This is a genomic window from Emticicia sp. BO119 (assembly GCF_013912375.1).
Taxonomy (GTDB): Bacteria; Bacteroidota; Bacteroidia; order Cytophagales; family Spirosomataceae; genus Emticicia.
Map to the genome: position 1 here is coordinate 723,765 of NZ_JACETV010000002.1, position 24,732 is coordinate 748,496.

A 24,732-nucleotide genomic window follows, 5' to 3' on the forward strand; every position below is an offset into this window, starting at 1 on the left:
TAAAATAGCAGAGTTTTATTACTCTTAGTGATAGGCGTAAGCAGAAGGGCGAAGCAATGCTTCGCCCCCTATATAAAATTAAACGTTGTGAAAGTCAGGAAGATACATGATTTTACCACCTTGCATAGCTGATTCGTGTGCCAGAATGCCCACACTTGTCCAGTTAGCCGATTGTGCCGCATTCGGGAATGGCTCTCGGTCTTCAACAAGCGCCATTAAGAACTCATGTGCTAAATGTGGGTGCGAACCACCGTGACCTGAACCCTGCGTAAACGATAAGTGGTTGTTCTCTCCTAAATCATACACACCTTTTGTTGTGAAATCCTGAATACCTTCAGGTAATAAATGTGCATAATCTTTTACTGTTACTTTTTCAGGAATTTCATGTTCAGGTTTTTTCGCAGTATGAATGATATGCTCTTCATGCTCAACCAATGCCCATTCGAAAGATTTTTTCGAACCATATACCTCAAAACTTTCTCTGTATTGACGGGCCACATCAAACAAAGAACGATATACATAAGCACTCAAATCGCTGTCTTTAAACTTGATATGGGCCGATTCAACCGCAAAAGGCGAATTATGAATTTGAGCTAATTCTTCGCGGATAGTTCCTGAGCCAAAGCATGAAACATACTCAGCTTCCAGTTTCAATAAACCTGCCACAGGGCCAACACAGTGCGTAGCATAGTGCATCGGAGGTAAGCCCGGCCAGTAATCAGGCCAGCCGTCCATATCTTGTTGGTGGCTCGCTTTCAGGAACTGTACTTTCCCTAATTCGCCTTTTTCATATAATTCTTTCACAAACAGGAACTCACGGGCATATACCACCGTCTCCATCATCATATATTTTTTACCTGTTTCTTTTACTGCCTTCACAATAGCCATACAGTCTTCCACCGAGGTAGCCATAGGTACTGTACAAGCCACGTGTTTGCCTGCATACAATGCTTTCAGACTTTGCTCGGCGTGGTTCGGGATAGGGGAGTTGATATGCACAGCATCTACATCCGGGTCTTTGAGCAATTCATCATAATCAGAATAACGTTTTTCAATGCCGAAAGCATCGCCTATCTGATTAAGTTTCTCTACATTACGCTGACAAATAGCATACATATTGGCATTGGGGTGGCGTTGGTAAATAGGAATAAACTCAGCACCAAAGCCAAGCCCGACAATTGCAATATTGATTTTTTTCGACATGGTTTAATTGTTTTAGGTTAGCGTCAAATCCGTTTCGTTAATAAGGAATACTCGGCGTGCCGGGATTTTCTGCAAGACTATTTTTTAAAAAACTAAGACTATCTTTCATTAATTGTGTTTCTGAATCAAACATTTTTCGCCAGATGTTAGCCACTGCCAGTTTTTGACTGAAAGCTTCTACCGACAACCATCCATCATATTTGATTTCATATAATGCTTTAAAAACATCTTCCCAGTTGACATTTCCTGTACCAACGGTACTTCGGTCGTTTTCAGAAACCTGTACGTGTACCAGATGTTTAGATAACTTTCTGATGGCATCTCCTAAATTCTTTTCTTCGATATTGGCATGGAAAGTATCAAACATGATTTTACAAGCCGGGTGGTCAATATCTTCAACCAGTTTAATCAATTCATCACTTGATGATACCAGATAGCTTTCAAAGCGGTTCAGATATTCAAGCCCCAAAGTGATACCAAAACTATCGGCATAATCTGCCAATTCTCTTAGATTATCTACCGCCCATCTCCATTCCTGCTCTGTAGCAGGTTGCCCTGTAAACTGGCCTAAGGCTGAATGATAAGGGCCATTTAATAAATTGGCACCTAAAACCATTGCACAATCAACTGCTAATTTATTGCGCTCTAAGGTGGCTTTTCTGACGGCAGGGTCAGGACTAATCTGATTAAAATCAGGGCCGCAAATGGTTACCGCAATTCTATCTAATTCCAATTCATCTAATTTCTCGCGCCATCCATACCAATGTGTAGGGTCTGTATCAAAAATAGGTACTTCAACCCCATCGAAACCAAGCTCCTTTATTTGTTCTAATACCGGAAAAAGACTCTCATTAATTTCTGTTCCCCACAAAAGGAGATTCATTCCAAACTTCATACTGATTTTCTTAAATTTTCACATTACAAAACTATCTTAAAATAGTACAAAAAAATAGGCTTAATTTTACTAATAATGACTGTATTTTGACTTTATTTGTTTTTATATCTAAATTTATAGTTAAAATTGAGAATAGTGTATTATGAAGCCCCTGCTCAAAAAATCAGTCGAAAGTGCCGTTTATTCCTTTACCCTAAAGGAATTAATAGAACCACATTTCGATCCTAACTGGCATTTTCACCCGCATTATCAGTTGTTTACAGTATTGGAAGGAAGAGGTACAAGGTTTATTGGTGATAGTATCCGGCACTTTGAACCAGGTGATACCGTGTTTTTGGGACCAAACATTCCACATCTCTGGCAAAGCGACCGGGCTTATTTTACACATAATCCTGATTTAATTACACACGGGATTGTAATCTACTTTACTGAGGATTTTCTGGGGAATGGGTTTTTTGAAAAAAGTGAAATGCACAACTTGAAACAATTGTTGGAAAGAGGTGAGCGAGGGCTGGATATAGTAGGTGAAACTAAAGAATATATCAGGTATGAATTACAAAACTTACATCTTTTTGAAGGATTTGAACGTGTACTGAAATTTCTATCCATGCTTCATCATTTGGCACAATCAACCGACTACGAGTACATCGCCAGTTTTGGATACGTAAATACCCACAAGGTTTCTGAAACTGAGCGGATGCAGAAAGTGCATGAGTATGTGATGAAGCATTTCAAAGAAGAAGTTCGTTTAAGCGAATTAGCATCTTTGGTCAGTATGAGTGATTCTGCGTTTTGTAGATACTTTAAAAGCCGCACTAACAAACCATTTTTTGATTTCATAGCAGAGATACGTATCGGGCATGCCTGTAAATTGCTGCATGAAGGTAATCTGAGCATAACACAGGTAGCCTATGAAAGCGGCTACAATACAATCTCTAATTTTAATCGTCAGTTTAAAGAAATTACCGGAAAAACGCCGCTTCTATATCAGAGGGAGTACACCAAGGGTATTCGATAGTTCTCACCGCACAATAAAAATTTCAACAATTATTATTTCCGATACGTATAGATAAGGTATATTTGTAAAGGTTGAGTTTTATGATGATGTTTCTCTGTTCGGAGAAACATCATTTTTTTATTGCTAATACATCTATTATTTAATCATGAAACGACGCTCATTCCTTGGTCTGGCTGCTTCTGGCACTATCCTGCTCAACCAAAAGACCTTTGCACATACAGTTAAACCCTCCAGAGTTGTCATCCTCGGTGCAGGGTTCTCAGGACTTTCTGCTGCTTTAACACTTTTTGATAAGAAAATAGACTTTGTAGTTTTAGAATCCCGTAACCGGATTGGTGGGCGCGTATTTACCCACAAAATTGACGAGCAGGCAGATTTGAGGGTAGAGTTAGGCGCCGAGTGGGTAGGAGAGTCGCATGAAGAAGTAAAGAAACTATGTGAGCGTTTCAAAATTCAACTCAATGATAATCGGTTCGATACTGATTTATTTTTCAGAGGCAAGTATAGCAAAGTAAACAAGTGGGATTTTGACGTCGAATGGAAGAAAAAACTCGAAGGCTTGCTGGGAAAATTTAAGAATTTCAATACTGACCAACAGAAAGCATTCGACCGTCTGGATTGGTGGAGGTATTTAGTTAATAATGGTATTCCAGAAAACGACCTGTATTTCAGAGAATTATTAGATAGTACCGATTTTGGCGAAAGCATCAGACACGTCTCTGCTTATGCTGCCATCAGCGAATACGCTTATTCGAGCAAGAAGAATGAAATGGATTTAAAAATGGAAGGGGGTAATAGTACCTTAGCTAATAAAATCGCTGATTTAATAGGCAGAGAAAAGATTTTGACCGACCATCACGTAGAAGTTATTATTCAAAATGGTAAAGGTATTACAGTAAAATGTGCCAACGGAAAAACTTTCGATGCAGATAGAGTCATTTGTACCGTCCCAACCTTTGCTTTGTCAAAAATCAATTTCTCCCCTGTATTGCCGAAATCAAAATTGCATGCGATAGACGCCCTGCAATATGCGCGTATCAACAAGTGTGTAGGTTTATTCAGCCAGCGTTTCTGGAAACGGGAAGATTTTGATATGATAACCGATACGCCTGCACATTATTTCTATCATGCTACCAAAAATCAGAATCATGCCAGAGGGGCACTCACTTCTTATAGTATCGGCGAAAAAGCAGATATGTTTGGCTGGCATGGGGATGACTATCGCCGACAAACCCTAATTGATTCCATCAGACCTGTGGGAGATGCCCGTAATTATTTGCAAAAAGTAGCCAATTATAACTGGGGACAAGACAATTATTCGAAAGGTGCCTATGCTATTTATGGGACAGGACAATGGTTTACGCTACAACCGGAATTGAAAAAAAACCACCTTAATGTCCATTTTGCCGGAGAGCACCTCGCTGAATGGCAAGGCTTTATGGAAGGAGCAATAGTATCCGGTCGCGATGCAGCTTTAGAGGCGATTTAAACTCCACTTGTTCGTCCACCATCAACCGGAATACTTACGCCATTCACAGAGCCTGCTGCAGGCGAACATAAAAAGGCAATTACTGCGCCTGTTTCCTCAGGTGCAGTAAACCGTCCGATTGGAATATCTTTAATTAAATCTTTTTCAACAGCTTCAATACTTTTATTAGTTGATTTGGCTCTGGTTTCGTTGACTTTCTCTAATCGGGCTGTAGTAGTATAACCAGGTAATACATTATTGGTGGTAATACCATATTTCCCCAGTTCATTTGCCATCGATTTTGCCCAGTTACCCATTGCACCACGAATAGTATTAGACACACCTAAGCCAACAATCGGTTGTTTCATACCCACAGAAGTGATATTTACAATCCGGCCAAAACCGGCCTCTTTCATGCTTGGAACTACTGCCTGTGCAAGCAATTGCGCGGATACCAGATGCTCATTAAAAGTTTGCGTAAACTGTGCCACATCAGCCTCAATGATAGCCCCACCTGCTGGGCCACCGGTATTATTAATCAGAATATGTACTTCGGGATACTTAGCTAAATATCGATCAATCTTAGGTTTTACCTGCGCAGTTTTAGAAAAATCAATCACCAGATAGCGGTGCTTTTGATTTTTCTTACGGTGTAATTCTTTTACTACCTCTTTCAATTTCTCTTCATTGCGGGCTATTAAAGTAATATTAGCACCTAATAAAGCCAATTCTACGGCCGCTGCTTTACCAATCCCTTGCGTACTCCCACAAACCAGAGCTGTCTTGCCAGTTAAGTCTAAATTCATGCGTATGTTTTTGGCAAAGGTAGTGAAATACGCCCTTGGCCCCTAAAGGAGAACATTAAAAAATCATACATTACTCTGCTCGTGCGGAAGCAACACCCCTTTAGGGGCCGGGGGCTAAACTTTTTACCGGATTTCGCAACGCTGCTTTGATACTCTGATAGCTTACAGTTAGTAAAGTAACAACAAGCGCACCCACGCCTGAAAAAGCAAATATCCACCACGAAAGCGCAGTTCGGTAAGTATATTTCTGTAGCCAGTTATCTAAAAAGAAATAAGCAATAGGCGTAGCAATAAAAAAAGAAACGATGACCAATTGAACGAAGTCTTTCGACAGCAAACCAGTTAAGTTTATTACCGAGGCGCCAAGCACTTTGCGGATACCTATCTCTTTGGTGCGCTGCTCGGCCATGAATGAAGCTAAGCCAAATAAACCAAAACAAGAGATAAGGATTGCTAAAACTGAAAAGAGATATGCTAATTTTCCGATTCTTTCTTCATTGGCAAATTTATGGGCATATTCCTGGTCGACAAATTTGTACTCAAAAGGTACTGCGGGCGCTATCTTATTAAATATTTCCTGTATTTGTTGTAATGCCTGATGAATGCTTATCTGAGGATTAATTTTTAGCAATATATATCTTTTGTTACCTCTTAAGGAAAAAATAGCGGGCCGGACTTTCTCAAACGGCGAAGACATAACCATATCTTTTACTACACCCAAAATAGTATAAGTGCCTTTTTGCCAATGTTCTGAACGGATTATCTGGCCAACAGGATTTTTCAAACCCATCAATTTTACGGCTGACTCATTCACAATAAGACCGGAAGAATCACTTGAGAATTTTCGGGAGAAATCTCGTCCGGCCACAAATTGCCAACCTACTGCTTTACCATACTCATAGGATACTCTAAGTGTCCCAAAATCATCTTTTATGTCTGGAGTTTTTCCAACCCACTCAAAACCTGTATTATTAGATCCCTGGCTCGTTAATTCACTACCGGATTCGGCTACTTCTACTACTGCACCACTTCTTATCAATTCATTTCGCAGCACTTCTTCTTTACCTTGAAGACCATTTTTCGGAAATGTCAACAGGCCATCAGAAGTATAACCAAGCGGACGATTTTTAGCTATTTGAATTTGCCTGTAAACCACCCAGGTACCAATAATAAGCATAATTGAAATGGTAAATTGTACAACCACCAATACTTTTCTTGATAATAAAGCAGAACGCCCTCCACAAAATACCCCTTTCAGAATTCTTATAGGTTGTAAGGAAGCCAGATAAAATGCAGGGTATAAGCCCGCAAGCAAAGCTGTAAATAAAGCAAAACCAAGACTAAGCAACCAGAATGAAGGATCCGCCCACAAAATAGCTATTTCTTTATCAGCTACTTGATTAAACCAGGGTAAAATCAGGACAATTAAGCCAATACCCAGGATGAGTGCAAAGGCTGTAATCATTACGGCCTCATTTAAAAACTGGATAGTTAATTGTGAACGCAACGAACCCATTGCTTTACGTATTCCGACCTCTTTGGCTCGTTTTTCAGATCTTGCAGTAGAAAGATTGGCAAAGTTGATGCAAGCCAATAATAGTACAAACAAGCCAATTGTAGCATAAAAAATAATATATTCGAATGCTTCGCTCGTAACATTTACACCATTTTTAAAACTGGAATATAAATGCCATTTATTCATTGGATGTAGAAAAACTTCAGGTTTGTATCTGGCTTTTTCTGCATTCAGATGAGGTAGCATGATATTTTTTATTCTGGCAGATACCTGCTCAAATGAGCGGTCAGGGGCTATTTGTACATAAGTTGGGAAGGAATTATCCCCCCAATTATCTTGAGCAGCCTTTGCCCACTCATTAAAAGTAAGATAAAGTTCAAACGGCGCAATGTACGAAACACCCATGAATTCGGAGTTATTAGGGAAATCCTGATATACGCCAGTTACTGTCGCATTGATTTGCGTATCAATTAAAACAATCTGATTGATAGGGTTTATATCCCCAAAAAGTTTTTGGGCAAGTGTTTCAGAAAGTAAAATATTGTGTAATTCCTGTAACCCAGCACGACTGCCCCGAATCATTTTTAAGCTTAGCAATTCAGGTGATCCGGCTTGCATAAAACGACCTGCTTGTGTGAATTTTTTATCTGCACCGGCTATGATATAGTTTACTGTTTCAGTTGAAGTAACTACATGGATAAAGTCCTCCTTAAAAGTATCCAGGAGTTTTCTGCCTAATGGCATAGGACTCGACTGTCCACCTGTTTCTTTTCTGCCATTATACCATTCATGTCGCATTACCTGAGCAATGTGTTCATAATTATCATGCGATTGATTGAATGTCATTTCATCATGAATCCACAAACCAATTAGTATGGCTACAGCCATACCTACGGCTAATCCTACTATATTAATAAAAGAGTAGCTTTTGTTTTTGGTGAGGTTACGCCAGGCAATGAGAAAGTAATTTTGTAGCATAGTCGTAATTGATAATTGAGGGGTTCAAAGCAAAGACGACTATATTTGTAAAACATTACATATTTTGGAGTTTTTAATTTAGCTTATGGCTTATTTTTTATTTCATTCAACACTTTCTCAACTTCCTCTTTCACCTCCGGATCAACTTTATTTTTATTTAATTCAAGTAAATCAATAGCTTTTTGTTTTTGTTGGTTTGAAGAATAAGCCTTGGCTAAGGCAATAAGATATAAATGATTACCAGAATAAATTTTTTGTAATTTTTCAAAATATAAAATTGCATCATTCCCATTGCCCTCACTTTGGAGTTTTTCCCCAATGCTTATTAATTTATTGTAATTGATATAAGTCAACTCATAGTCATCCTCGGCTTTTTCAGTCTTTACATATTTTTCAAACTGGCTCATTGCCTTTTTTGTACCTACAGCCTGAATCAGAGAATCAACATAAACTGAGATTTGCTTTTTGTCTGCATTAAGTGGCTTTACTCCAGCCAATACCTTATTTAAATAGGCTATTGAGTTGATATAGGCAATTCTTTCACCTGTTTTAAAATCTAATTGCCCATTAGAAAAAATGCCAATCAATTGTCCATTTTCATCCAGAATAGGAGAACCGCTTGCTCCACCCAGAAAAGCGGTTCGTATTTCAGGGTCATAAAATCTTACAAAAAGTGTATTACCTGATTTCTTACTGATATAACCCTCTGCTATTAATGTTTTATCAAACCGGTAAGGATTTCCTGTCATATACACTTTATCACCCACTTTGACCGGCTCTTTTCTCAATCTGATTGGCTGGATATTGGGAGATATATATTTGGTAGTAAATACCAGCCAATCACGTTGAAGCACACCATTTTCTGGCCCATTAAAAAGCTTTTCGTTCGGGTCTTCATTAATCAGGTAGTGGATAATAACCGAATCCTTCGGATTACCTTTAGGATACATTTTCCATGTTTTCAGATGGTCATTGATATATACTTTGTCTGAAGCCTTGTTCCTGGCAGCCCAGATAATATGTTTAGCCGTTATAGCTAAAGTATCTTTTCCTGTGTCTAATAAAAAGCCGCTGGCGGCATAAGTAATAGTAGGGTCTAAGTATTTATCTCCGTTTTTGTAAGTAACATCGTTTACCAGGGCAATTTGTGGCCATTGGTCTTTAGGCTTTAATATCCAGGATTCCTTTATTTGCCCAAGCCCAATAAGAGGTAAAAAGCAGAAAATGATAAGTATCGGTTTCATATACGCTATATTTACAGACTTTTATTAAATACCAGATTCATCGTAAGTTTAATGTTATTCGGAATCAAATCATCTTTCATCTGGGATAAAAAACTATAAGATTTATAAGTAATACCCCACAAAGTGCGGTCAATCGTAACCGCTGCTTGTGCCTTTAATTGAGCACCCTCTGTTATAATAATGCTTGGGAAAGTAATCACATTGCTGATACCTTTCAATGTCAGATTGCCCGTGATGGTATATTCATTAGGCTTGGTAGTGGGGATGATTTTAGTAATAATAAAAGTAGATAGAGGGAAACGCATAGTTGAGAAAAAATCATCAGAATGTAAATGTTCTACTACACCTTTATTACTTTCTCCGGTTTTGGGATTAACACTATTGATACTTTTCATGTTTATTACAAACTTGCCTCCTTTTGCTTTTCCAGTCGCAGAAGTTACTAAAGTACCCGAAGTTAATTGTATAGTTCCTTCATGAGGTTTACCAACAAATGGAACGTCCTGCCAGATGAGCTGGCTTTCTTTATTGACTACTTCATACGTAATATCAGAAGCAGGCTTGACCTGTGAGAATGTTGAGTAGGAAGTTAAAAATAATACGATAAATAGCTTTTTCATTGATAATGTAAGTTTTAGCATTAATTTTTGTGGCGCAAACCGGCCACATTCGTGTCCCGTTCGCAGTTGGATTTAGAAAGCAATGGTGAATTAGAAACAGACAGACTCCTCAAGTTTGTAGCAGGGTTTAGAAAACCGCGAGCGGCACGTTCACGTACAGGGTTTTATTTAACTAAAATTTCATTATGCGGCAACGCATATTGCTTGTCAAGGGTAAGCAATACAATCTGGTCACCTTTTTTGCAATGAGACAATATCTTTTGCACATCAACTTTCATAAAATCTTCTTTAGAAAACAGCGTGATAGTTTGGGTATCTTTTTCTTTTATCGCCACCTTGAAAGGAATCTTGTCTACTGCGTTACTTTCTGTACGTGATAAGTCTACCGTATTTACTGTCAAGTCTCCCAAAGTCTTTAAAGAAATTTCATTTTTGTAGCCGGTTTTATTATATTGGTCTACAATCATTTTATTGCCTAAAAAGGCCGCTGCACAAACCTGCTGGCCAAATCCTGCCTGTGCAAAAGCGCAACAGAAAAATGCGGTTACGATAAGTTTTTTCATAATTGTTCCGATTTTTTAAATTGAAAGATGAGCCAAATGTAAAAGAGAGAAAACCGACAGAAGTAAAATGAATGTAAAAAAGTGTAAATTGCATGTAACTCTGCTGTTTTTCAGATAGCTTTACCATAATTTTGTCAGAATTATGAAACCTAAAATTTATATCATTTGCCTGGCGGTTTTTTCAGTGATTGCTCTTTCAGCAGGAACACTTACCGTCAACGACTCGCATGATTTTCTGGAGAAGCGAGCCATATTAGTCATGCGCGAAATCGGGCATCAGTTATTGCAGCGTTCAGGAGATTTTACCTCTCGGGTATTACCTGTGAAAAAGATAGATGAAAATACTTTTCAGTTAGAGTTTCAGAGTAAGTTTGCGTTCATGCCAGATACCTTAGCAAAAGTGGTGCATCAGCGTCTGAGTTCCGCACAATTACCCCTCGATTACATGGTGAACGTATATAACTGCGTTAGCCCGGAAATTGTGTTGGGCTTCGAGGTTAGAAGCAAAGGAGAAAACGTTATGGCCTGCATGGGTAGACCACAAGCTAAAGATTGTTACCGCATTCAGATTCAATTTACAGGAAATTATCAGGTTGCTAGGTCCATGAATATCTGGTGGGCAGTCGGGTTTATTCTAGCAGGTGGAACACTTTTTTCAGTATTTAATAAAAAAATATTTCAGAGAAAAAGTGAGGCCAGACCTATTGATACAATTGTTGAAGAAGAAGCATTTATTGGTATTGGCAGATACGCTTTTTACTCCGATAAAGCCTTGCTGAAACAAGGGGAAGAACAGATTGAATTATCTGATAAGGAAGCAAAATTGCTGAGCATATTTGCAGCAAATCAGAATCAGGTAATAGAGCGCGACAGGCTCCTGAAAGAAGTATGGGAAGATGAAGGCGTATTTGTAGTGGGCAGAAGTTTAGATGTTTTTGTATCTAAACTCAGAAAAAAATTACAGGGCGACGACACAATCAGAATTACCAGTATTCATGGTAAAGGGTATAAATTAGAGGTGATTACTTAATAATAAGGAGAAAATACCATATTAATTTCTTAAAACAGGGCTTTTTAGTGTTAGAAAATTATAAATTTTGGGTACATTTTTCCATTCATACGTATATTTCTCCCTCCTAAGTATTTTTCGTTTTCTGGCAATAATATTATCTTTTTCTTGCTAAAATTCGTAACTTTACGAAATTATGGAGAACTATACAATTGAGCTACTACACCTCCTATAAAATGCTCTTTATAGGTTTTTAAAAAGCAAATACGCTTATGGAAGAAGAAATAATTGAAATAGAGAGATATTCTGAAAAAGAAAAATATGCAGTCTTTGATAAGGAGTTTATGCCTCACATAGACTCTATGTATAACTTTGCTTTTCGGTTGACCAATGATGAAGACGATGCCAATGACCTTGTGCAGGATACATATCTGAAAGCGTTTCGATTTATCAATTCATTTGAACGTGGAACTAATGCCAAAGCATGGTTGTTTAGAATCTTGAAAAACAGTTTCATTAACGACTATCGCAAGAAGAGTAAAGAACCTTCAAAAGTTGATTATCAGGACGTTGAAACTACATACAATTCGGTAGAAGATGCCGAAATGGATGCAACAACCGACTTGCGTACAGAAACTGTTCAGGATATGATTGGCGATGAAGTTGCCAATGCGTTGAACAGCTTGCCGGTTGATTTTCGTACAGTAATTATTCTTTGTGATATTGAAGGATTTACTTATGAAGAAATGGCAAAGATATTGGATATACCTATCGGCACGGTAAGGTCAAGGTTACATAGAGCAAGAAATTTGTTGAAAGAGAAGCTGAAAAACTATGCCTCATCAATGGGTTATAAAACCGATGAAATGGCAGAGCAGGATTAAGCCGGGTGGTCTTAATGAGACTTTAAATTAAGGAATATTTTACTAACGATATATGCTTTTGGTTGATAAACCAGGGCGTCATTTACAAAACATTAATAGAGAGGGAAGTAGAACAATGTCCCCTAAACATTATACCAATGAAAGAAAGGTGTGAAAATCATCAAAAGTGTATGCAGATGATACAGGCTGTACTTGATGGATCGGCATCTGCCGCTGAGGTAGAACATTTTAAGTTACATATGCACGATTGCCTGCCCTGTATAGAGGGTTATAAACTGGAGAAAAGTATCAAAGATGCACTTCAGGTGAAAATGGAGAAAAAGTGTTGCCCACAGGCAACAGTTGTAGATATAAGGGCAAAAATTGGTTTAGGAATAGTATTATTAGGATTCATAGTAGCAGAAGTAAAACTGTATCATTTGTTGTTTAGTTGTTGATTTCACTATCTTTGCAAAATATTCAGCCATCAGGTTTCGTAAACTTGGTGGCTTTTTTAATAATTTTATTGTTGCTACCCACCTTGCTCCGGCAAGTATAAATCATTTTTAATGAAAGGTAAAGCCATCATATTTTGTGCTCCCTCAGGTTCGGGAAAAACAACCATTGTTAAGCACTTGCTTGATAAATATAATTCAAATCTGGGTTTTTCAATTTCGGCATGTACGCGTGACAAACGAGGACGTAATGAAGAAAACGGAAAAGACTATCACTTTTTAAGTATCCACGATTTTAAAGAGAGAATAGACAACGAAGAGTTTATTGAATGGGAGGAAGTGTATCCGGGTGCTTATTATGGCACTTTGAAGTCAGAAATTGAAAGAATGTGGGCAGAGGGGAAAAATGTAATTTTTGATGTAGACGTAAAAGGTGGCGTAAACCTGAAAAAATATTTTGGCGATGCCGCACTGGCTATTTATGTAAAAGTGCCTTCGATGGAAGAACTGGAAAAGCGATTAAGAGGCAGAGGAACAGATAGTGAAGACAGCATTTCCAGACGCTTATACAAAATGAAATTTGAAATGGAATTTCAGAACAGATTTGATGTGATTTTGCTGAACGATGATATTGAGACTTCGTGGCAAAAGGCAGAAGAACTCTATGAAAGTTTTGTGAGAGATGAATTGAAGATTGAAAAGAAGCCTTTAGAAATATAATCAAGTGTAAAATATAAATAGAAATGCGCCATAGAGACAAACTATGGCGCATTTCTATTTATATTTTAGATACTATTAATGCAAGAAGTGTCTCACACCAGTCATTACCATCGCTACACCGTTTTTATTACAGAAATCAATTGAATCCTGGTCACGGATAGACCCCCCAGGCTGAACTACCGCTGTGATGCCTGCGTCGTGAGCAATTTCCACACAATCAGGGAAAGGGAAGAAGGCTTCTGAGGCCATTGCTGCACCTTTCAGATCAAATCCAAATGTATTAGCCTTTTCAATAGCTTGTTTCAAGGCATCTACACGTGAGGTTTGACCCACACCACAGGCTAATAATTGTCCGTCTTTTGCTAAAACTACATTATTTGATTTCAGGTGTTTACAAATTTTCAAGGCAAATTCTAATGCTTTTACTTCATCTATGGTAGGCACTTTTTCGGTAGCTACTTTAAAGTCTGCGGCTGTTTCAATTGCATTGTCTTTATCTTGTTCTAAAACACCATTCAAAAGCGTACGGAATTGTTTTTTGCTCAATTCAACAGGCTTTCTTATTAATAAACGGCGGTCTTTTTTCTTCTTCAGGATAGTCAATGCATCTTCGTCAAAAGACGGCGCAATCAATATCTCAAAAAACAATTTATGTAATTCTTCGGCAGTAGCCAAATCAACATTTGTATTGGTAATAATCACACCTCCGAAAGCCGATACAGGGTCACAAGCCAACGCATTTACATACGCTTCTTTTGCTGTCGGGGCAGAAGCTACACCGCAGGCATTATTATGTTTGATAATTACAAAAGATGTTTCTTCAAACTCATCAATCAAACGTACACAGGCTTCAACATCCATCAGGTTATTGTATGATAGCTCTTTACCATGAATCTGCTCGAACATTTGATCTAAATCGCCATAGAAAGTAGCGGCCTGATGTGGGTTTTCACCATAGCGAAGTGCTTTCTGTGGAAGTGCAGCAAAGTTTTGTACTTGTGTATATACATCACCACTGAAATACGCATGGATAGCCGTATCATATTGCGAACTCATGCCAAAACCTTCCATGGCATAGCGGCGGCGGTCTTCTAAATCAGTTGCACAGCCTTTGCTTTGTAGGATTTCGAATACGTCATCGTATTGATTACGTGAGGATACAATCAGTACATCATTGAAGTTTTTTGCAGCTCCGCGAATCAACGAGATACCACCAATATCTATTTTCTCAATAATATCTTCTTTACTTGCACCAGAGGCAACAGTTTCCTGAAAAGGATATAAATCGACAATCACTAAATCAATTGACGGAATTTCAAATTGGGCGGCAGTCTCAATATCCCCCTCATTATCTCTACGATACAAAATACCACCGAAAACTTTTGGGTGAAGCGTTTTTACACGTCCGCCAAAGATAGACGGGTAGCTGGTCAGGTCTTCTACTGCTGTTACAGGAATACCCAGATCTTCAATGAAACTTTGTGTACCACCTGTCGAGAAAATCTGTACGTTATGCTCATGAAGGAGTTTTACTATTTTATCTAAGCCGTCTTTGTAATAAACCGAAATAAGAGCCGATTGAATCTTCTTAGCCATTTTGGAATGATTTTTGCGATGTATTATACGTAAATCTGAAAGTCTCGTGCCAAACTGATTTTTGCCTGGCAAAAAAATGAGAGTGCAAAATTACTGCTTTTTTGGAATACGACAGCATTTTTCTGGAAACATTCAAAATTAGTACATAATGGGCATCAAAACAGGCTTTTTTGGGGATATTTAAATATGAAGATGCAGTGTTTCTGAGAAATACTTTCTCAGAAAAATACAAATTTTAGTAAGACTATCATAATAAGCAAAGTAGTGGAGGAACGAATATCCTCGCTACTGAGCGTTTCTATACTGAGTGCAAGTTTTCGCGAGGAGGCTTGCATTTCTTTTTATATGGTAGCAGTAAAAGCTATTTTCTACATTCTCGGCTTCCATGTAATTTCTTCACTACTCAGTTCCTGAGTCATTTTTCTGGAGAGTACAAACAAATAATCAGACAAACGATTGATGTATTTAATCACCAGCGGATTCACCTCTTCTTCTTCCGACAAACGAATCACCAGTCTTTCGACCCTACGGCAAACTGTGCGGGCAAGATGAGCGAACGAAACAGATTGATTTCCCCCAGGCAAGACAAAGGCCCTGAGTGGTGGAAGTTCAGTATCCATCTTATCCATTTCGTTTTCCAAGAGGGTAATATCTTCTTCCAACAAACTGGGGATAGGTTTCTTCCTGACTTGCTCCGGTTCAGAAGCTAAATCAGCCCCGATAGTAAAGAGCCTATCCTGAATTTCTTTCAATAAATCCCGACGGGATTCATTGATGGGCTGGTCTCTTACTAACCCTATCCATGAATTGAGTTCATCTACTGTACCGTAAGATTCAATCTTTAAATCTCCTTTACTGACTCTTCGACCACCCACAAGGGCAGTTGTGCCTTTATCACCTGTTTTTGTATATATTTTCATAGTAATAGACGAAATACATTTATGAAATGTAACATAAATATATTGTCCCTATGGGACTTTGAAATGCTATGATTCATTTCTACCTAATATATTATCCCTTCAGCATACGCATTCGGGATAGTGATTTCTTAGTCCTGTAGGGACGATATATCAGTAGTTAGCTTGAAAGCTTCAAAGCTCAGTATCCCGTAGGGATAATATATTTTTATAGCCGTAAGAGATTATATTTAGTTTACTTCCCCGCTAAAAAATCTTTATAAGTGCTACACTCTTTAATCAATTGCTCTTCGTAGTTGGTTTGTTGATATTTGGTTTTCAACAAATTGAAATAAGTAGCATATTTCTCTTTTCTGAGCGTCTCCAGAGTCTTGGTTATTTCTGCTTCTTTCGTTTCACGTTCTCCGTCAGGAAGTGAATAAAGTCTATCATACATCGCGCCATAGGCCAATTCGTATCTGATTTTCTGACAAGCCGCAGCTAAGTAACAAGCCTTTGCAGCAGTTTCAGCATTAGGAGCTACATTCATGGCTTTGTCGAAATAATAAAGTGCTTTTTCAGAAGTATAATAATCATCCGTTTCGTTCTTCTGCTCACCGCCACTCCAGGCTCTGCGTTGTAGAATCCAGCTATTGCCAAAGTAGCCCATGTTATAGCTACCACAACCTAAAAGCAACCAACTCTCATAATCTTTCGGATTTTTATTGACCTTCTCCTGCAATTCCGCCATACGAATGGCAAAAGATAATGAGGTAACAGTTTCTTTAGGGTTTGCTTCACCCTGACCATTCAGGTGGAAAGGATTTACATCCAAATAGGTTTTATACGGCTCTGCCTCCCATACTTCCGGTGAAATATGCTTCCACGCATCTGCCGCTTTGGCATATTGGTGTTCTGCTAAAGCCCTTCTTCCTAAAACCAGATAGAGATAATTATTATCTAATCCTGTTAGTCTGATCAAACGATTGTCAAAATCAGTATGATTGTTCTTCGCAAAATAATCAAGTGTATGCGTAATAGTAGCCGATGAAGTAGAGTCTTCAATCGCATATTGGTCTGCACTGCTCATAAAATTGGCTGTTGCTACCCAACCCTCTTCCTGTTTATGATACCCTAACTGATACGAGGTTAACAAAGAAACCAGAAAAGCTTTGGCTTTACCCTCCGGCGATGCCTTCACGGTTCTCTCATCATCCTTTTTACCAAAGCAGCTCGCAAACCAACCTAAAGACTTATTTTCTTTGACTTGCCCCCCGTTCTTAAATGGCCTTGTTTCTCCGCCTTCAGCAAATTCATTTGTTGTGTTAATTCCTTCATACTTAGCTGCCAGAATCTTGCAGGCAGCATTGAAGTTATTAGCCGTTCGGAATTTATCTGAACGAGCAAATCTTTCTAATAGTGGAATCACCCTTTTCTCCATTTCAGGCGTAACCACCGGCGACTCACTTACGGCTAATATCATTTCCTGCATGGCTATCTGGTCTTGTATGTATTTATTATCTGTCGGCATTTCCTTGGCTTTTTGTAGTAGTTTGTTAGCCTTCGGATAATCCTGTGCAATAAATGTCAGATAAGCGGCTGCTGTGTACCAGAAAGGAGATTTTTTCAAAGTAGGATTTTCGGCAGATTCAAGCGAAAAATCTAAAAGTTTACTGAAATAATTACCTGATTCTTTCTTTAAGGTCTCTTTTTTTGTAGAATCAAGATTCCAGTAAGAATATTTCAAATCTTGCCAGTTGGTAAAGAAAAACTCTTCATTTTTATTGATTTCACGAGCCATTACAAACTCCAACATCGGGTTATTGATGTCTAATTCTCGCATTTGTTCCATCATTGGTAAAGCATCCTGAAAGGGTAGAACTGCCGTAGCGGCATATACATTGGCTTTTTCGGCATCGCTCTTGCAAAGTTTAAGTGCTTCTTCCTGTAGTTTTGGCAAATAAGCTCTTAAACTTAAATGAGCTGCTTTTCTACGGGTAGGAGATGTAACAAATACTTGAGAAAAATGGTAATAAGCCTGTGTAGAATCTCCGGCATGCGTATATGCCCCAGCTACACGGGAGCGAGCCCAATCGCTGATGAAAGTTTTCTGCGAGAGCGGTTCCACCAGTTTTTTGTATAATTCTATACTCTTTTGAGGATTACCCGCCATATCAGCTACTTTTACAGCCTGATAAGCCAGACGTTCTTTTATAAAGTTATCTTTAGCCTGGGTATATAGTGTCGGAATATCACTTAACCATTTTTCGTAATTAGCCGTGTATGAACTGCCCGGAATACTGCCATCAGAAGCATTATAAGTATCTGCTCCTTCTATTTTTCTTGCCAACTCTAAATATTCAACAACTTCAGTTTTCCCTTTTTGCTGTAAGGCTTCTGTCAAACCTGTTGTACTTTTACTATCTTCTTGAGTATATAGTTCACCAGTAACTACTTGCTCCTCAACTCCTGCATAGCTTGCCCATGCTTTGGTATTTTCTACCTCAGAAGGGTCTGCTTTATCTCCTGAATCCCATAGGTTATAGTCGTATAAAAACTGTGAGGTAAAATTATAATTGTGAAATTGTGCTTCGTTATTGGCACTTTCGGGCGCAAAAAAGCTTTTAAATTCATCATAGTCAAAAGGCTCAGGACCACAGGCCATCAGCAATAAAATGATGATAGATTTAGTGCGGTAACTCAAACGAAAGAAAGATCTGGTGGAGTTGCTCATGGCTGTATTTTGATATAGTTTTTGGGTCTAAATCATAGAATGCAAAGGTAAGTTTTTGTGTCGATATTTGCCTACTTAAAGCCCTTGAACCTTTTAAAAGTTCTTCATATTCAACGGCTTCTGCCCGAATCATATCACCTTTACGCAACGAGATACCAAAAGCTTGAGCATCCTCCAGCACATAGTACTTGTTACCTTCTTTTTTCAGGAACTTTTGTTGATTCAAAGTCTCACTGTCTAACTTATTGATAACCGTCATAAACCGATTATCCCTATAAAAAATGGCCCATCTGAATAATGGAAACACTATATCTAATGCCAAGGGATATTTGCTGAGTGTGGCAGTATATTGCGAAGCCGCATCAAGGTCATAGATAGAGTTCTTAATCCGTGGTTTTTTCCAGTCAGACATATTATAGAACATCAGCATCCCTCTATCCACAGGTGGAATGCCGGTTTTATGAGCAAACTTAATCTGATGAAGCCTGATAGTAGCCGAAAGCGTTTTACCTTTGCAATACTTTCTGTACAAATCCAAAAACTTAAAATATTTTGTCCTGGTACTAATAGTCCAATCACAATCAAACTGAATCTCCGTATAAGGTCTATTCTGCCAGATATTTTCTAACTGGCCATGTATAAAATCTGCAAAATCGTCAAGGTAAGTATAAGATATTTGTTTGAGTGTCTGATTTGTTATAAAAACTACCGGAACAAGAGCTAAGTTTACAGGCACAGTATCCCGAAACATTATAGGAGCTTTTAGTGTGGGAGTGTTGTCAGCAAAATTCCAGTCTATATCAAAGGCTTTGATGTACAACTTATTTACATGGCAAGTATCAAGTGTTTGTCGCTCCTGAGGGCTTAACTGAAAGGTAGATTTCCAATAATAAAATGCTCTTGTAATATCTTTAGGAGGAGTATCCGACCCACAGGCGTGTAGCAATAAAACAAGAATAAGCAGGTAAAATCGCATGAAGGCTAATGACCGGAAAAATTTATCAAATATACAAATCTGCCGAATCAAATTAGATTTTATGAGAAAAATCTAATTCTCTGACGTAACTTTGTACCCTCGTGCTACACGATTTATCTTGTTTTGTCAGTGTTTATAATGTAGCATATAAACTGAAAACTACCCTCAATGTCAATATCTCATATATTTTTTAGTTTTTGGCGCAAGGTTTCAATGCCTGTATTAGCTATTACTTTAATTGTTTGTTATTTTATTTTTCCAGATAATGTCGCCATTCACCATACTTCATCGGGGCGCCCTGATGACTTTATAAGTAAGCAGAATCTTTTTTATGTGGCTTTCGGATTCATTATAGGCTTAAACTTTTTATTGAACCTGCTAAGAACACAGATTCAGAAAATAAATTTTGAAAAACTTAATACAAACAGTGTATGGGCAAAAGAATCTGATACTTTAAAACATTTGCTTGAAGCCTGGTTTAATGCTTTTATTGCAGTAATGAATAGTTTTATGATTATTTTTTTGATTGCCTTAAACCGTATTAACCGAACAGAAGACCAAAGGTTAGATTTGAATTATGATTGGGTGATAATCGGAGGAGCAATAGCGTTACTTATTGTTCTTTTTTATTTACCCATCAGATTGCTTTATACCAATCCGACTACAAGAGCGTAATGATGTCTGCCACGCGTTTTGATATATGATAAGCTTAGATTTAGAAAAATATACGTATCATCTCCCCGATGAGCGCATAGCCCGGTTTCCTGTAGAACCACGGGATACATCTAAATTATTGGTATATAAGCAGCCTTTAATCAGTGAAGACAGGTTTTATAACCTGATTAAGCATTTACCACAAGAATCTTTCTTAGTATTTAATAATACCAAAGTAATACCAGCAAGGCTTTTTTTTCAGAAGGCAAGTGGAGCAGTCATTGAAATCTTTCTCTTGAATCCTGTTGAGCCATCAACCATTATTTCACAAGTCATGGAAACAACTCATAGTTGTACATGGGTTTGCATGATAGGCAATAAGAAAAGGTTGAAAGGGAAATTAGTTGGGACGCACACTATTCATACAAAAGATGATCTTGAATTGATAGCCGAACTGATTGATATTGAAAAAAACTTTGTAAGGTTTACATGGAATAATCCCGAGTTGACATTTGCTGAAATAGTCAGATATTTCGGCAAAATACCATTACCGCCATATCTGAAAAGAGAAACTGAAGAGAAAGATTATCAGACTTATCAGACAGTTTATTCTAAAAACGATGGTGCTGTGGCTGCTCCTACAGCAGGCTTACATTTTACAGAGAAAGTATTGTTTGATTTGTTAGATCAGGACATAGACTACAATTTCATAACCCTTCATGTAGGAGCAGGTACTTTTCAGCCGATTAAAGTGCAGAATGTGGTAGAACATCACATGCACTCCGAGCAGATTGTTTTTGATAAAACCTTTATTGAACAATTAGCAAAAAAAATAAATTTTGTTATTCCTGTTGGTACAACTTCTATGCGTTCGTTAGAGAGCCTGTACTGGTTTGGGGTAAAACTGCTGCAAGGTCAGGAGGCTTTTTTTATAGAAAAACTATTCCCGTATCAACAGGCAGAAGCCATTAGTGCCAAGGCATCTATGCAGGCGATTCTTGAATATATGGAAACCAGAAATATAGAACAACTGATTGGCGAAACAGAGATTTTTATCTTTCCGGGCTATCAATTCAGAATTTGCAAAGGAATTATTACAAATTTTCACCAGCCCGATTCTACCTTAATTTTGCTTGTGGCGGCGTTAGTAGGTGAAGATTGGCGAAAAATTTACAATTTTGCTTTAGAAAATAACTTTCGTTTCCTGAGTTATGGTGATTCTTCGCTTTTGATTCCGTAATTTTGCTGCTCGAAATTCGTTATGGTTAAAAACCACTATTCTATAATATTATTTTAACACTCGCTGATGAAACAATCATTTAGTCAAAAGCATACAAAAAATACTTTTTTCTGGGGTTTTACCTCCTTGCTTCTTTTTGTTAGTTTACTGTCTTCTGCTCAGATGAGACCCCTCAGCCAGTATGGTTTCAAAGTAGGAACGGGTATTTCAAAAACTGCCATTATAGATAATCCATCTAATATCATACCCAAGTATAGAAATGATTTTAACGTAGGCTTATTCTACCGTCGTAATCTCAATAAATTCAGTATTCAACCCGAATTATATTATCAGGTAAGAGGAGGGAGCTTTAAGGCTTCGACCAACTTTGCTGAAACGGGCAATACAATTTTAAGAAACCATTACAGATATATAAGCGTACCGCTTTTATTTGGCTATGAAATAGCCAGAAATATATCGGTTATTGTAGGCCCTGAGTATGGCTATGCTTTGAACCCAAATACAAATAAAGGGCCTGACGTTGCCAACGATTTTAATTTGGTAGGAGGTGTAAGAATTGATATGTTAGATATGGCTCATTTATTCAGTATCAATATCCGCTACGTACATGGGTTATCAAATACTACCACCAAAACTTATACACCCACAGGAGGAGCAGCGATTCCGCTGACTTTCCAGAACAGAACACTGCAGATTTCGGCTACTTATAATTTCAGCGATTATTACAACTGGTATAAAAAACATGGCGTGCGCAAAAAAAAGAAATAAATATACTAACTACTGAATAAAGATTTGTTTGTAAGTTTGCAAAAATATTAGTGCCACGCCCATCAAAGCGTGGCACGCTTATTAAATATCTATTCCCATATTTCCCGTCAGACACGGGCGTGCCGACGATTCGGTTGAGTATGAATTTTATTGAAGAATTACGGTGGCGTGGTATGCTTCATGATGCCATGCCCGGCACCGAAGAACAACTGAATAAAGAAATGACAGCCGCTTACATCGGGTTCGACCCAACGGCTAAATCTCTGCATATCGGAAACCTGGCAACTGTAATGTTGTTGAAACACTTTCAGTTATCAGGTCACAAACCCTTTGCTTTGGTAGGGGGGGCAACTGGTATGGTAGGAGATCCTTCAGGCAAATCAGCCGAACGTCAGTTCTTGTCAGAAGAAACATTGAAAGAAAATCAGGATGCTATTCGTAAACAATTGTCTAAATTCCTGGATTTTGATTGTGGCAACAATTCAGCAGAAATTGTGAACAACTACGACTGGTTTAAAGAAATTGGGTTCTTACAGTTTTTGCGCGAAGTAGGCAAATACCTGACAGTAAACTATATGATGTCGAAAGACTCAGTAAAAAACCGTTTACAAACCGGTATTTCGTTTACGGAGTTTTCTTACCAGTTATTACAGGGGTACGATTTCTATTGGTTATATAAAAACAAAGGTGTTCGTATTCAGATGGGAGGCTCTGACCAGTGGGGCAATATCACTACCGGTACAGAATTAATCCGCAGAAAAGAATCGGCCATTACCAGCGAAGAAAGTAATGATGATGCAACTTATCAGGCATTTGCCTTAACTACTCCTCTGGTAACCAAAGCTGACGGAACGAAATTCGGCAAATCAGAAGGAGGCAATGTATGGCTTGACCCTACCATGACCTCGCCTTATGCTTTCTATCAGTTCTGGCTCGGTCAGCATGATAATGATGTGCCTCGATTACTAAGAGTATTTACCCTATACTCAAAAAACGAAATAGAAGAGATTGAAAAACAACATGCCGAAGCACCACATTTACGTATTGCGCAAAAGGCATTGGGTAAAGACGTTACGATTCGTGTACATGGAGAAGATCAATATGAACTGGCTATAAAAGCGGCCGATATTTTGTTCGGAAAAGGTACTTTAGAGACCTTACAGAGTCTTGATGAAAATACTTTTACAAGTGTATTTGATGGGGTGCCACAAACAGAAATCACTAAAGACGAGTGGGACAATTGCCCTAACATATTGGATTTGATTTCGATAGTTACCCGTAATGAAGTATATCCATCTAAAGGAGAGGCTCGCAGAGCAATACAAGGTAATGGCGTAAGTATCAATAAAGTAAAGGTTTCAGACGAAAAGTCAGCATTGGCCGAATTGAAACTTTTACAGGGTAAATACCTGTTGGTGGGTAAAGGTAAAAAGAATCATATTGTAAAAGTTAGTTAAAATAATTTAGCACAACAATATTCATATATTACCAAAGAATATTTACTTTATTTTGTATTGGGATTTGTGAAGAACAGAAAAACTATCTATATTTGCAACCCCAAAGGAATTTTGGTAACATACACGGGCATAGTATAAGGGTAGTACGAGGGTCTCCAAAACCTTTGGTCTGGGTTCGAATCCTGGTGCCCGTGCAAGTATTTTTTTGAACATAAAATTTTATGCAGCAGTTTTTCAAAAGCTCTTGGGAAGAAGTAACCAAAGAGGTAACATGGCCAAAGTGGAGTGAACTACAATCAAGTGCTACACTTGTTTTGGTAGCCTCTATTATTTTTGCTTTGGTGGTAGGTGTTATTGATTTTTTGATTGAAAACGGTCTTCGTTTGTTTTACCAATCAGTCTAAAACCTTTAATTTTTGCTAACGATATGAGCGAAATCAATTGGTATGTTGTAAGAGCAGTTTCGGGGCAGGAGAAAAAAATTAAATCCTACATCGAAAATGAGGCCATTCGTCGCAAATTAAGTGAGTTGGTTCCTACAATTTTAATTCCATCTGAAAAGATTACAGAAGTTCGTAACGGTAAAAAGCGAGTACGTGAGAAAAGCTTTTTCCCGGGATATATTCTGGTAAATGCTGACCTGAACAACGGAGAAGTATTGCACATGATTAAAAGTATGCCAGGTGTTATCGGTTTCTTAGGCCGTAACAATGGTACATCCATGACTCCGGAGCCTCTCCGTCAGTCAGAAATTAATCGTATTTTAGGTGTACAGGAAGAGGTAATTGGCGAAGTTATTTCTCCATCATTGACTTTCACAAAAGGAGAAAACGTAAAAGTAATCGACGGGCCTTTCAGTGGTTTCGATGGTACAGTAGAAGAAATCAACGAAGACAAGAAAAAACTAAGTGTGAGCGTAAAAATCTTTGGCCGCAGCACACCTGTAGAACTTGGATACGTACAAGTAGAGAAAATGTAATACAAGATATTATTCGATCAATTCCCTGTTGTGCAAGCAACAGGGAATTTTTGTTTTTAGGGAAAACGATAATT

The 24,732-nt window shown here is 38.1% G+C and carries 23 protein-coding genes and 1 tRNA gene; 13 read left to right on the forward strand and 11 right to left on the reverse strand.

All coding sequences use genetic code 11. The features are described 5' to 3' along the window. Positions 1-78: 78 nt before the first annotated feature. Together H1R81_RS09920 and H1R81_RS09925 are read right to left on the reverse strand one after the other, a co-directional pair. Positions 79-1,203, reverse strand: coding sequence for a Gfo/Idh/MocA family protein (locus H1R81_RS09920; RefSeq protein WP_181840550.1), 1,125 nt, complete (start codon positions 1,201-1,203; stop codon positions 79-81). A 37-nt stretch (positions 1,204-1,240) separates the two neighbouring features. Next, positions 1,241-2,098 carry a sugar phosphate isomerase/epimerase gene (locus H1R81_RS09925; protein WP_181840551.1) on the reverse strand — a complete coding sequence of 286 codons (858 nt, stop codon included), beginning with the start codon at positions 2,096-2,098 and terminating at the stop codon, positions 1,241-1,243. Between the two features lie 142 nt (positions 2,099-2,240). Here H1R81_RS09925 and H1R81_RS09930 point away from each other — a divergent pair, with 142 nt between their 5' ends. Next, positions 2,241-3,116, forward strand: a complete 876-nt coding sequence (locus H1R81_RS09930; protein WP_181840552.1) for an AraC family transcriptional regulator — start codon at positions 2,241-2,243, stop codon at positions 3,114-3,116. A gap of 145 nt (positions 3,117-3,261) precedes the next feature. After that, positions 3,262-4,605 (forward strand): NAD(P)/FAD-dependent oxidoreductase, encoded by a 1,344-nt coding sequence (locus tag H1R81_RS09935; RefSeq protein ID WP_181840553.1) that lies wholly within the window; start codon positions 3,262-3,264, stop codon positions 4,603-4,605. On the opposite strand, the gene H1R81_RS09940 is transcribed toward H1R81_RS09935, so the two are convergent. From H1R81_RS09940 to H1R81_RS09960, 5 genes are all read right to left on the reverse strand, one after another. Further along, the gene (locus tag H1R81_RS09940) at positions 4,602-5,390 is read right to left on the reverse strand and encodes an SDR family oxidoreductase (protein ID WP_181840554.1); all 789 of its coding nucleotides are present in this window, start codon (positions 5,388-5,390) and stop codon (positions 4,602-4,604) included. The two genes, H1R81_RS09935 and H1R81_RS09940, sit on opposite strands and share 4 nt — an antisense overlap. A 100-nt stretch (positions 5,391-5,490) precedes the next feature. Then, the gene (locus H1R81_RS09945) at positions 5,491-7,884 is read right to left on the reverse strand and encodes an ABC transporter permease (protein WP_181840555.1); all 2,394 of its coding nucleotides are present in this window, start codon (positions 7,882-7,884) and stop codon (positions 5,491-5,493) included. A gap of 83 nt (positions 7,885-7,967) precedes the next feature. Next, a complete protein-coding gene (locus H1R81_RS09950; protein ID WP_181840556.1) occupies positions 7,968-9,128 on the reverse strand; it encodes a serine protease in 1,161 nt (386 codons plus the stop codon). Positions 9,129-9,139: 11 nt separating this feature from the next. Further along, entirely contained in the window at positions 9,140-9,748 is a 609-nt protein-coding gene (locus tag H1R81_RS09955) for a YceI family protein (RefSeq protein WP_181840557.1), read from the reverse strand. 164 nt (positions 9,749-9,912) lie between these two features. Continuing rightward, positions 9,913-10,311 carry a hypothetical protein gene (locus H1R81_RS09960; protein WP_181840558.1) on the reverse strand — a complete coding sequence of 133 codons (399 nt, stop codon included), beginning with the start codon at positions 10,309-10,311 and terminating at the stop codon, positions 9,913-9,915. Between the two features lie 142 nt (positions 10,312-10,453). On the opposite strand from H1R81_RS09960, the gene H1R81_RS09965 reads away from it, so the two are divergent. The 4 genes from H1R81_RS09965 (at position 10,454) to gmk (ending at position 13,358) form a co-directional block, all read left to right on the forward strand. Next, a complete protein-coding gene (locus H1R81_RS09965) occupies positions 10,454-11,341 on the forward strand; it encodes a helix-turn-helix domain-containing protein (RefSeq protein WP_181840559.1) in 888 nt (295 codons plus the stop codon). Positions 11,342-11,592: 251 nt separating this feature from the next. After that, positions 11,593-12,204 carry a sigma-70 family RNA polymerase sigma factor gene (locus H1R81_RS09970; RefSeq protein WP_181840560.1) on the forward strand — a complete coding sequence of 204 codons (612 nt, stop codon included), beginning with the start codon at positions 11,593-11,595 and terminating at the stop codon, positions 12,202-12,204. A 137-nt stretch (positions 12,205-12,341) separates the two neighbouring features. Beyond that, positions 12,342-12,641 (forward strand): hypothetical protein, encoded by a 300-nt coding sequence (locus H1R81_RS09975; protein ID WP_181840561.1) that lies wholly within the window; start codon positions 12,342-12,344, stop codon positions 12,639-12,641. 111 nt (positions 12,642-12,752) lie between these two features. Then, positions 12,753-13,358, forward strand: coding sequence for a guanylate kinase (gmk, locus tag H1R81_RS09980; protein WP_181840562.1), 606 nt, complete (start codon positions 12,753-12,755; stop codon positions 13,356-13,358). A gap of 75 nt (positions 13,359-13,433) precedes the next feature. Here gmk and purH read toward each other — a convergent pair whose 3' ends face one another. From purH to H1R81_RS10000, 4 genes are all read right to left on the reverse strand, one after another. Continuing rightward, a complete protein-coding gene (purH, locus tag H1R81_RS09985; protein WP_181840563.1) occupies positions 13,434-14,954 on the reverse strand; it encodes a bifunctional phosphoribosylaminoimidazolecarboxamide formyltransferase/IMP cyclohydrolase in 1,521 nt (506 codons plus the stop codon). Between the two features lie 368 nt (positions 14,955-15,322). After that, the gene (locus H1R81_RS09990) at positions 15,323-15,874 is read right to left on the reverse strand and encodes a cob(I)yrinic acid a,c-diamide adenosyltransferase (RefSeq protein WP_181840564.1); all 552 of its coding nucleotides are present in this window, start codon (positions 15,872-15,874) and stop codon (positions 15,323-15,325) included. Between the two features lie 232 nt (positions 15,875-16,106). Then, a complete protein-coding gene (locus H1R81_RS09995; protein WP_181840565.1) occupies positions 16,107-18,584 on the reverse strand; it encodes a hypothetical protein in 2,478 nt (825 codons plus the stop codon). After that, the gene (locus H1R81_RS10000; protein ID WP_181840566.1) at positions 18,538-19,560 is read right to left on the reverse strand and encodes a hypothetical protein; all 1,023 of its coding nucleotides are present in this window, start codon (positions 19,558-19,560) and stop codon (positions 18,538-18,540) included. The genes H1R81_RS09995 and H1R81_RS10000 overlap by 47 nt, the downstream gene beginning before the upstream one ends. A 168-nt stretch (positions 19,561-19,728) precedes the next feature. On the opposite strand from H1R81_RS10000, the gene H1R81_RS10005 reads away from it, so the two are divergent. From H1R81_RS10005 to nusG, 7 genes are all read left to right on the forward strand, one after another. After that, positions 19,729-20,235 (forward strand): hypothetical protein, encoded by a 507-nt coding sequence (locus tag H1R81_RS10005; protein ID WP_181840567.1) that lies wholly within the window; start codon positions 19,729-19,731, stop codon positions 20,233-20,235. Between the two features lie 25 nt (positions 20,236-20,260). After that, entirely contained in the window at positions 20,261-21,454 is a 1,194-nt protein-coding gene (locus H1R81_RS10010; RefSeq protein ID WP_181840568.1) for an S-adenosylmethionine:tRNA ribosyltransferase-isomerase, read from the forward strand. A gap of 66 nt (positions 21,455-21,520) precedes the next feature. Next, the gene (locus H1R81_RS10015; RefSeq protein ID WP_181840569.1) at positions 21,521-22,222 is read left to right on the forward strand and encodes a porin family protein; all 702 of its coding nucleotides are present in this window, start codon (positions 21,521-21,523) and stop codon (positions 22,220-22,222) included. A 140-nt stretch (positions 22,223-22,362) separates the two neighbouring features. Further along, complete coding sequence (gene tyrS / locus H1R81_RS10020; protein ID WP_181840864.1) at positions 22,363-23,679, forward strand: tyrosine--tRNA ligase; 1,317 nt, start codon at positions 22,363-22,365, stop codon at positions 23,677-23,679. 123 nt (positions 23,680-23,802) lie between these two features. Then, positions 23,803-23,873: transfer RNA gene (locus H1R81_RS10025), tRNA-Trp, on the forward strand. Positions 23,874-23,900: 27 nt separating this feature from the next. Then, positions 23,901-24,083, forward strand: coding sequence for a preprotein translocase subunit SecE (gene secE / locus H1R81_RS10030; protein ID WP_181840570.1), 183 nt, complete (start codon positions 23,901-23,903; stop codon positions 24,081-24,083). Between the two features lie 23 nt (positions 24,084-24,106). Then, entirely contained in the window at positions 24,107-24,658 is a 552-nt protein-coding gene (nusG, locus tag H1R81_RS10035) for a transcription termination/antitermination protein NusG (RefSeq protein WP_181840571.1), read from the forward strand. Positions 24,659-24,732 lie beyond the last annotated feature (74 nt).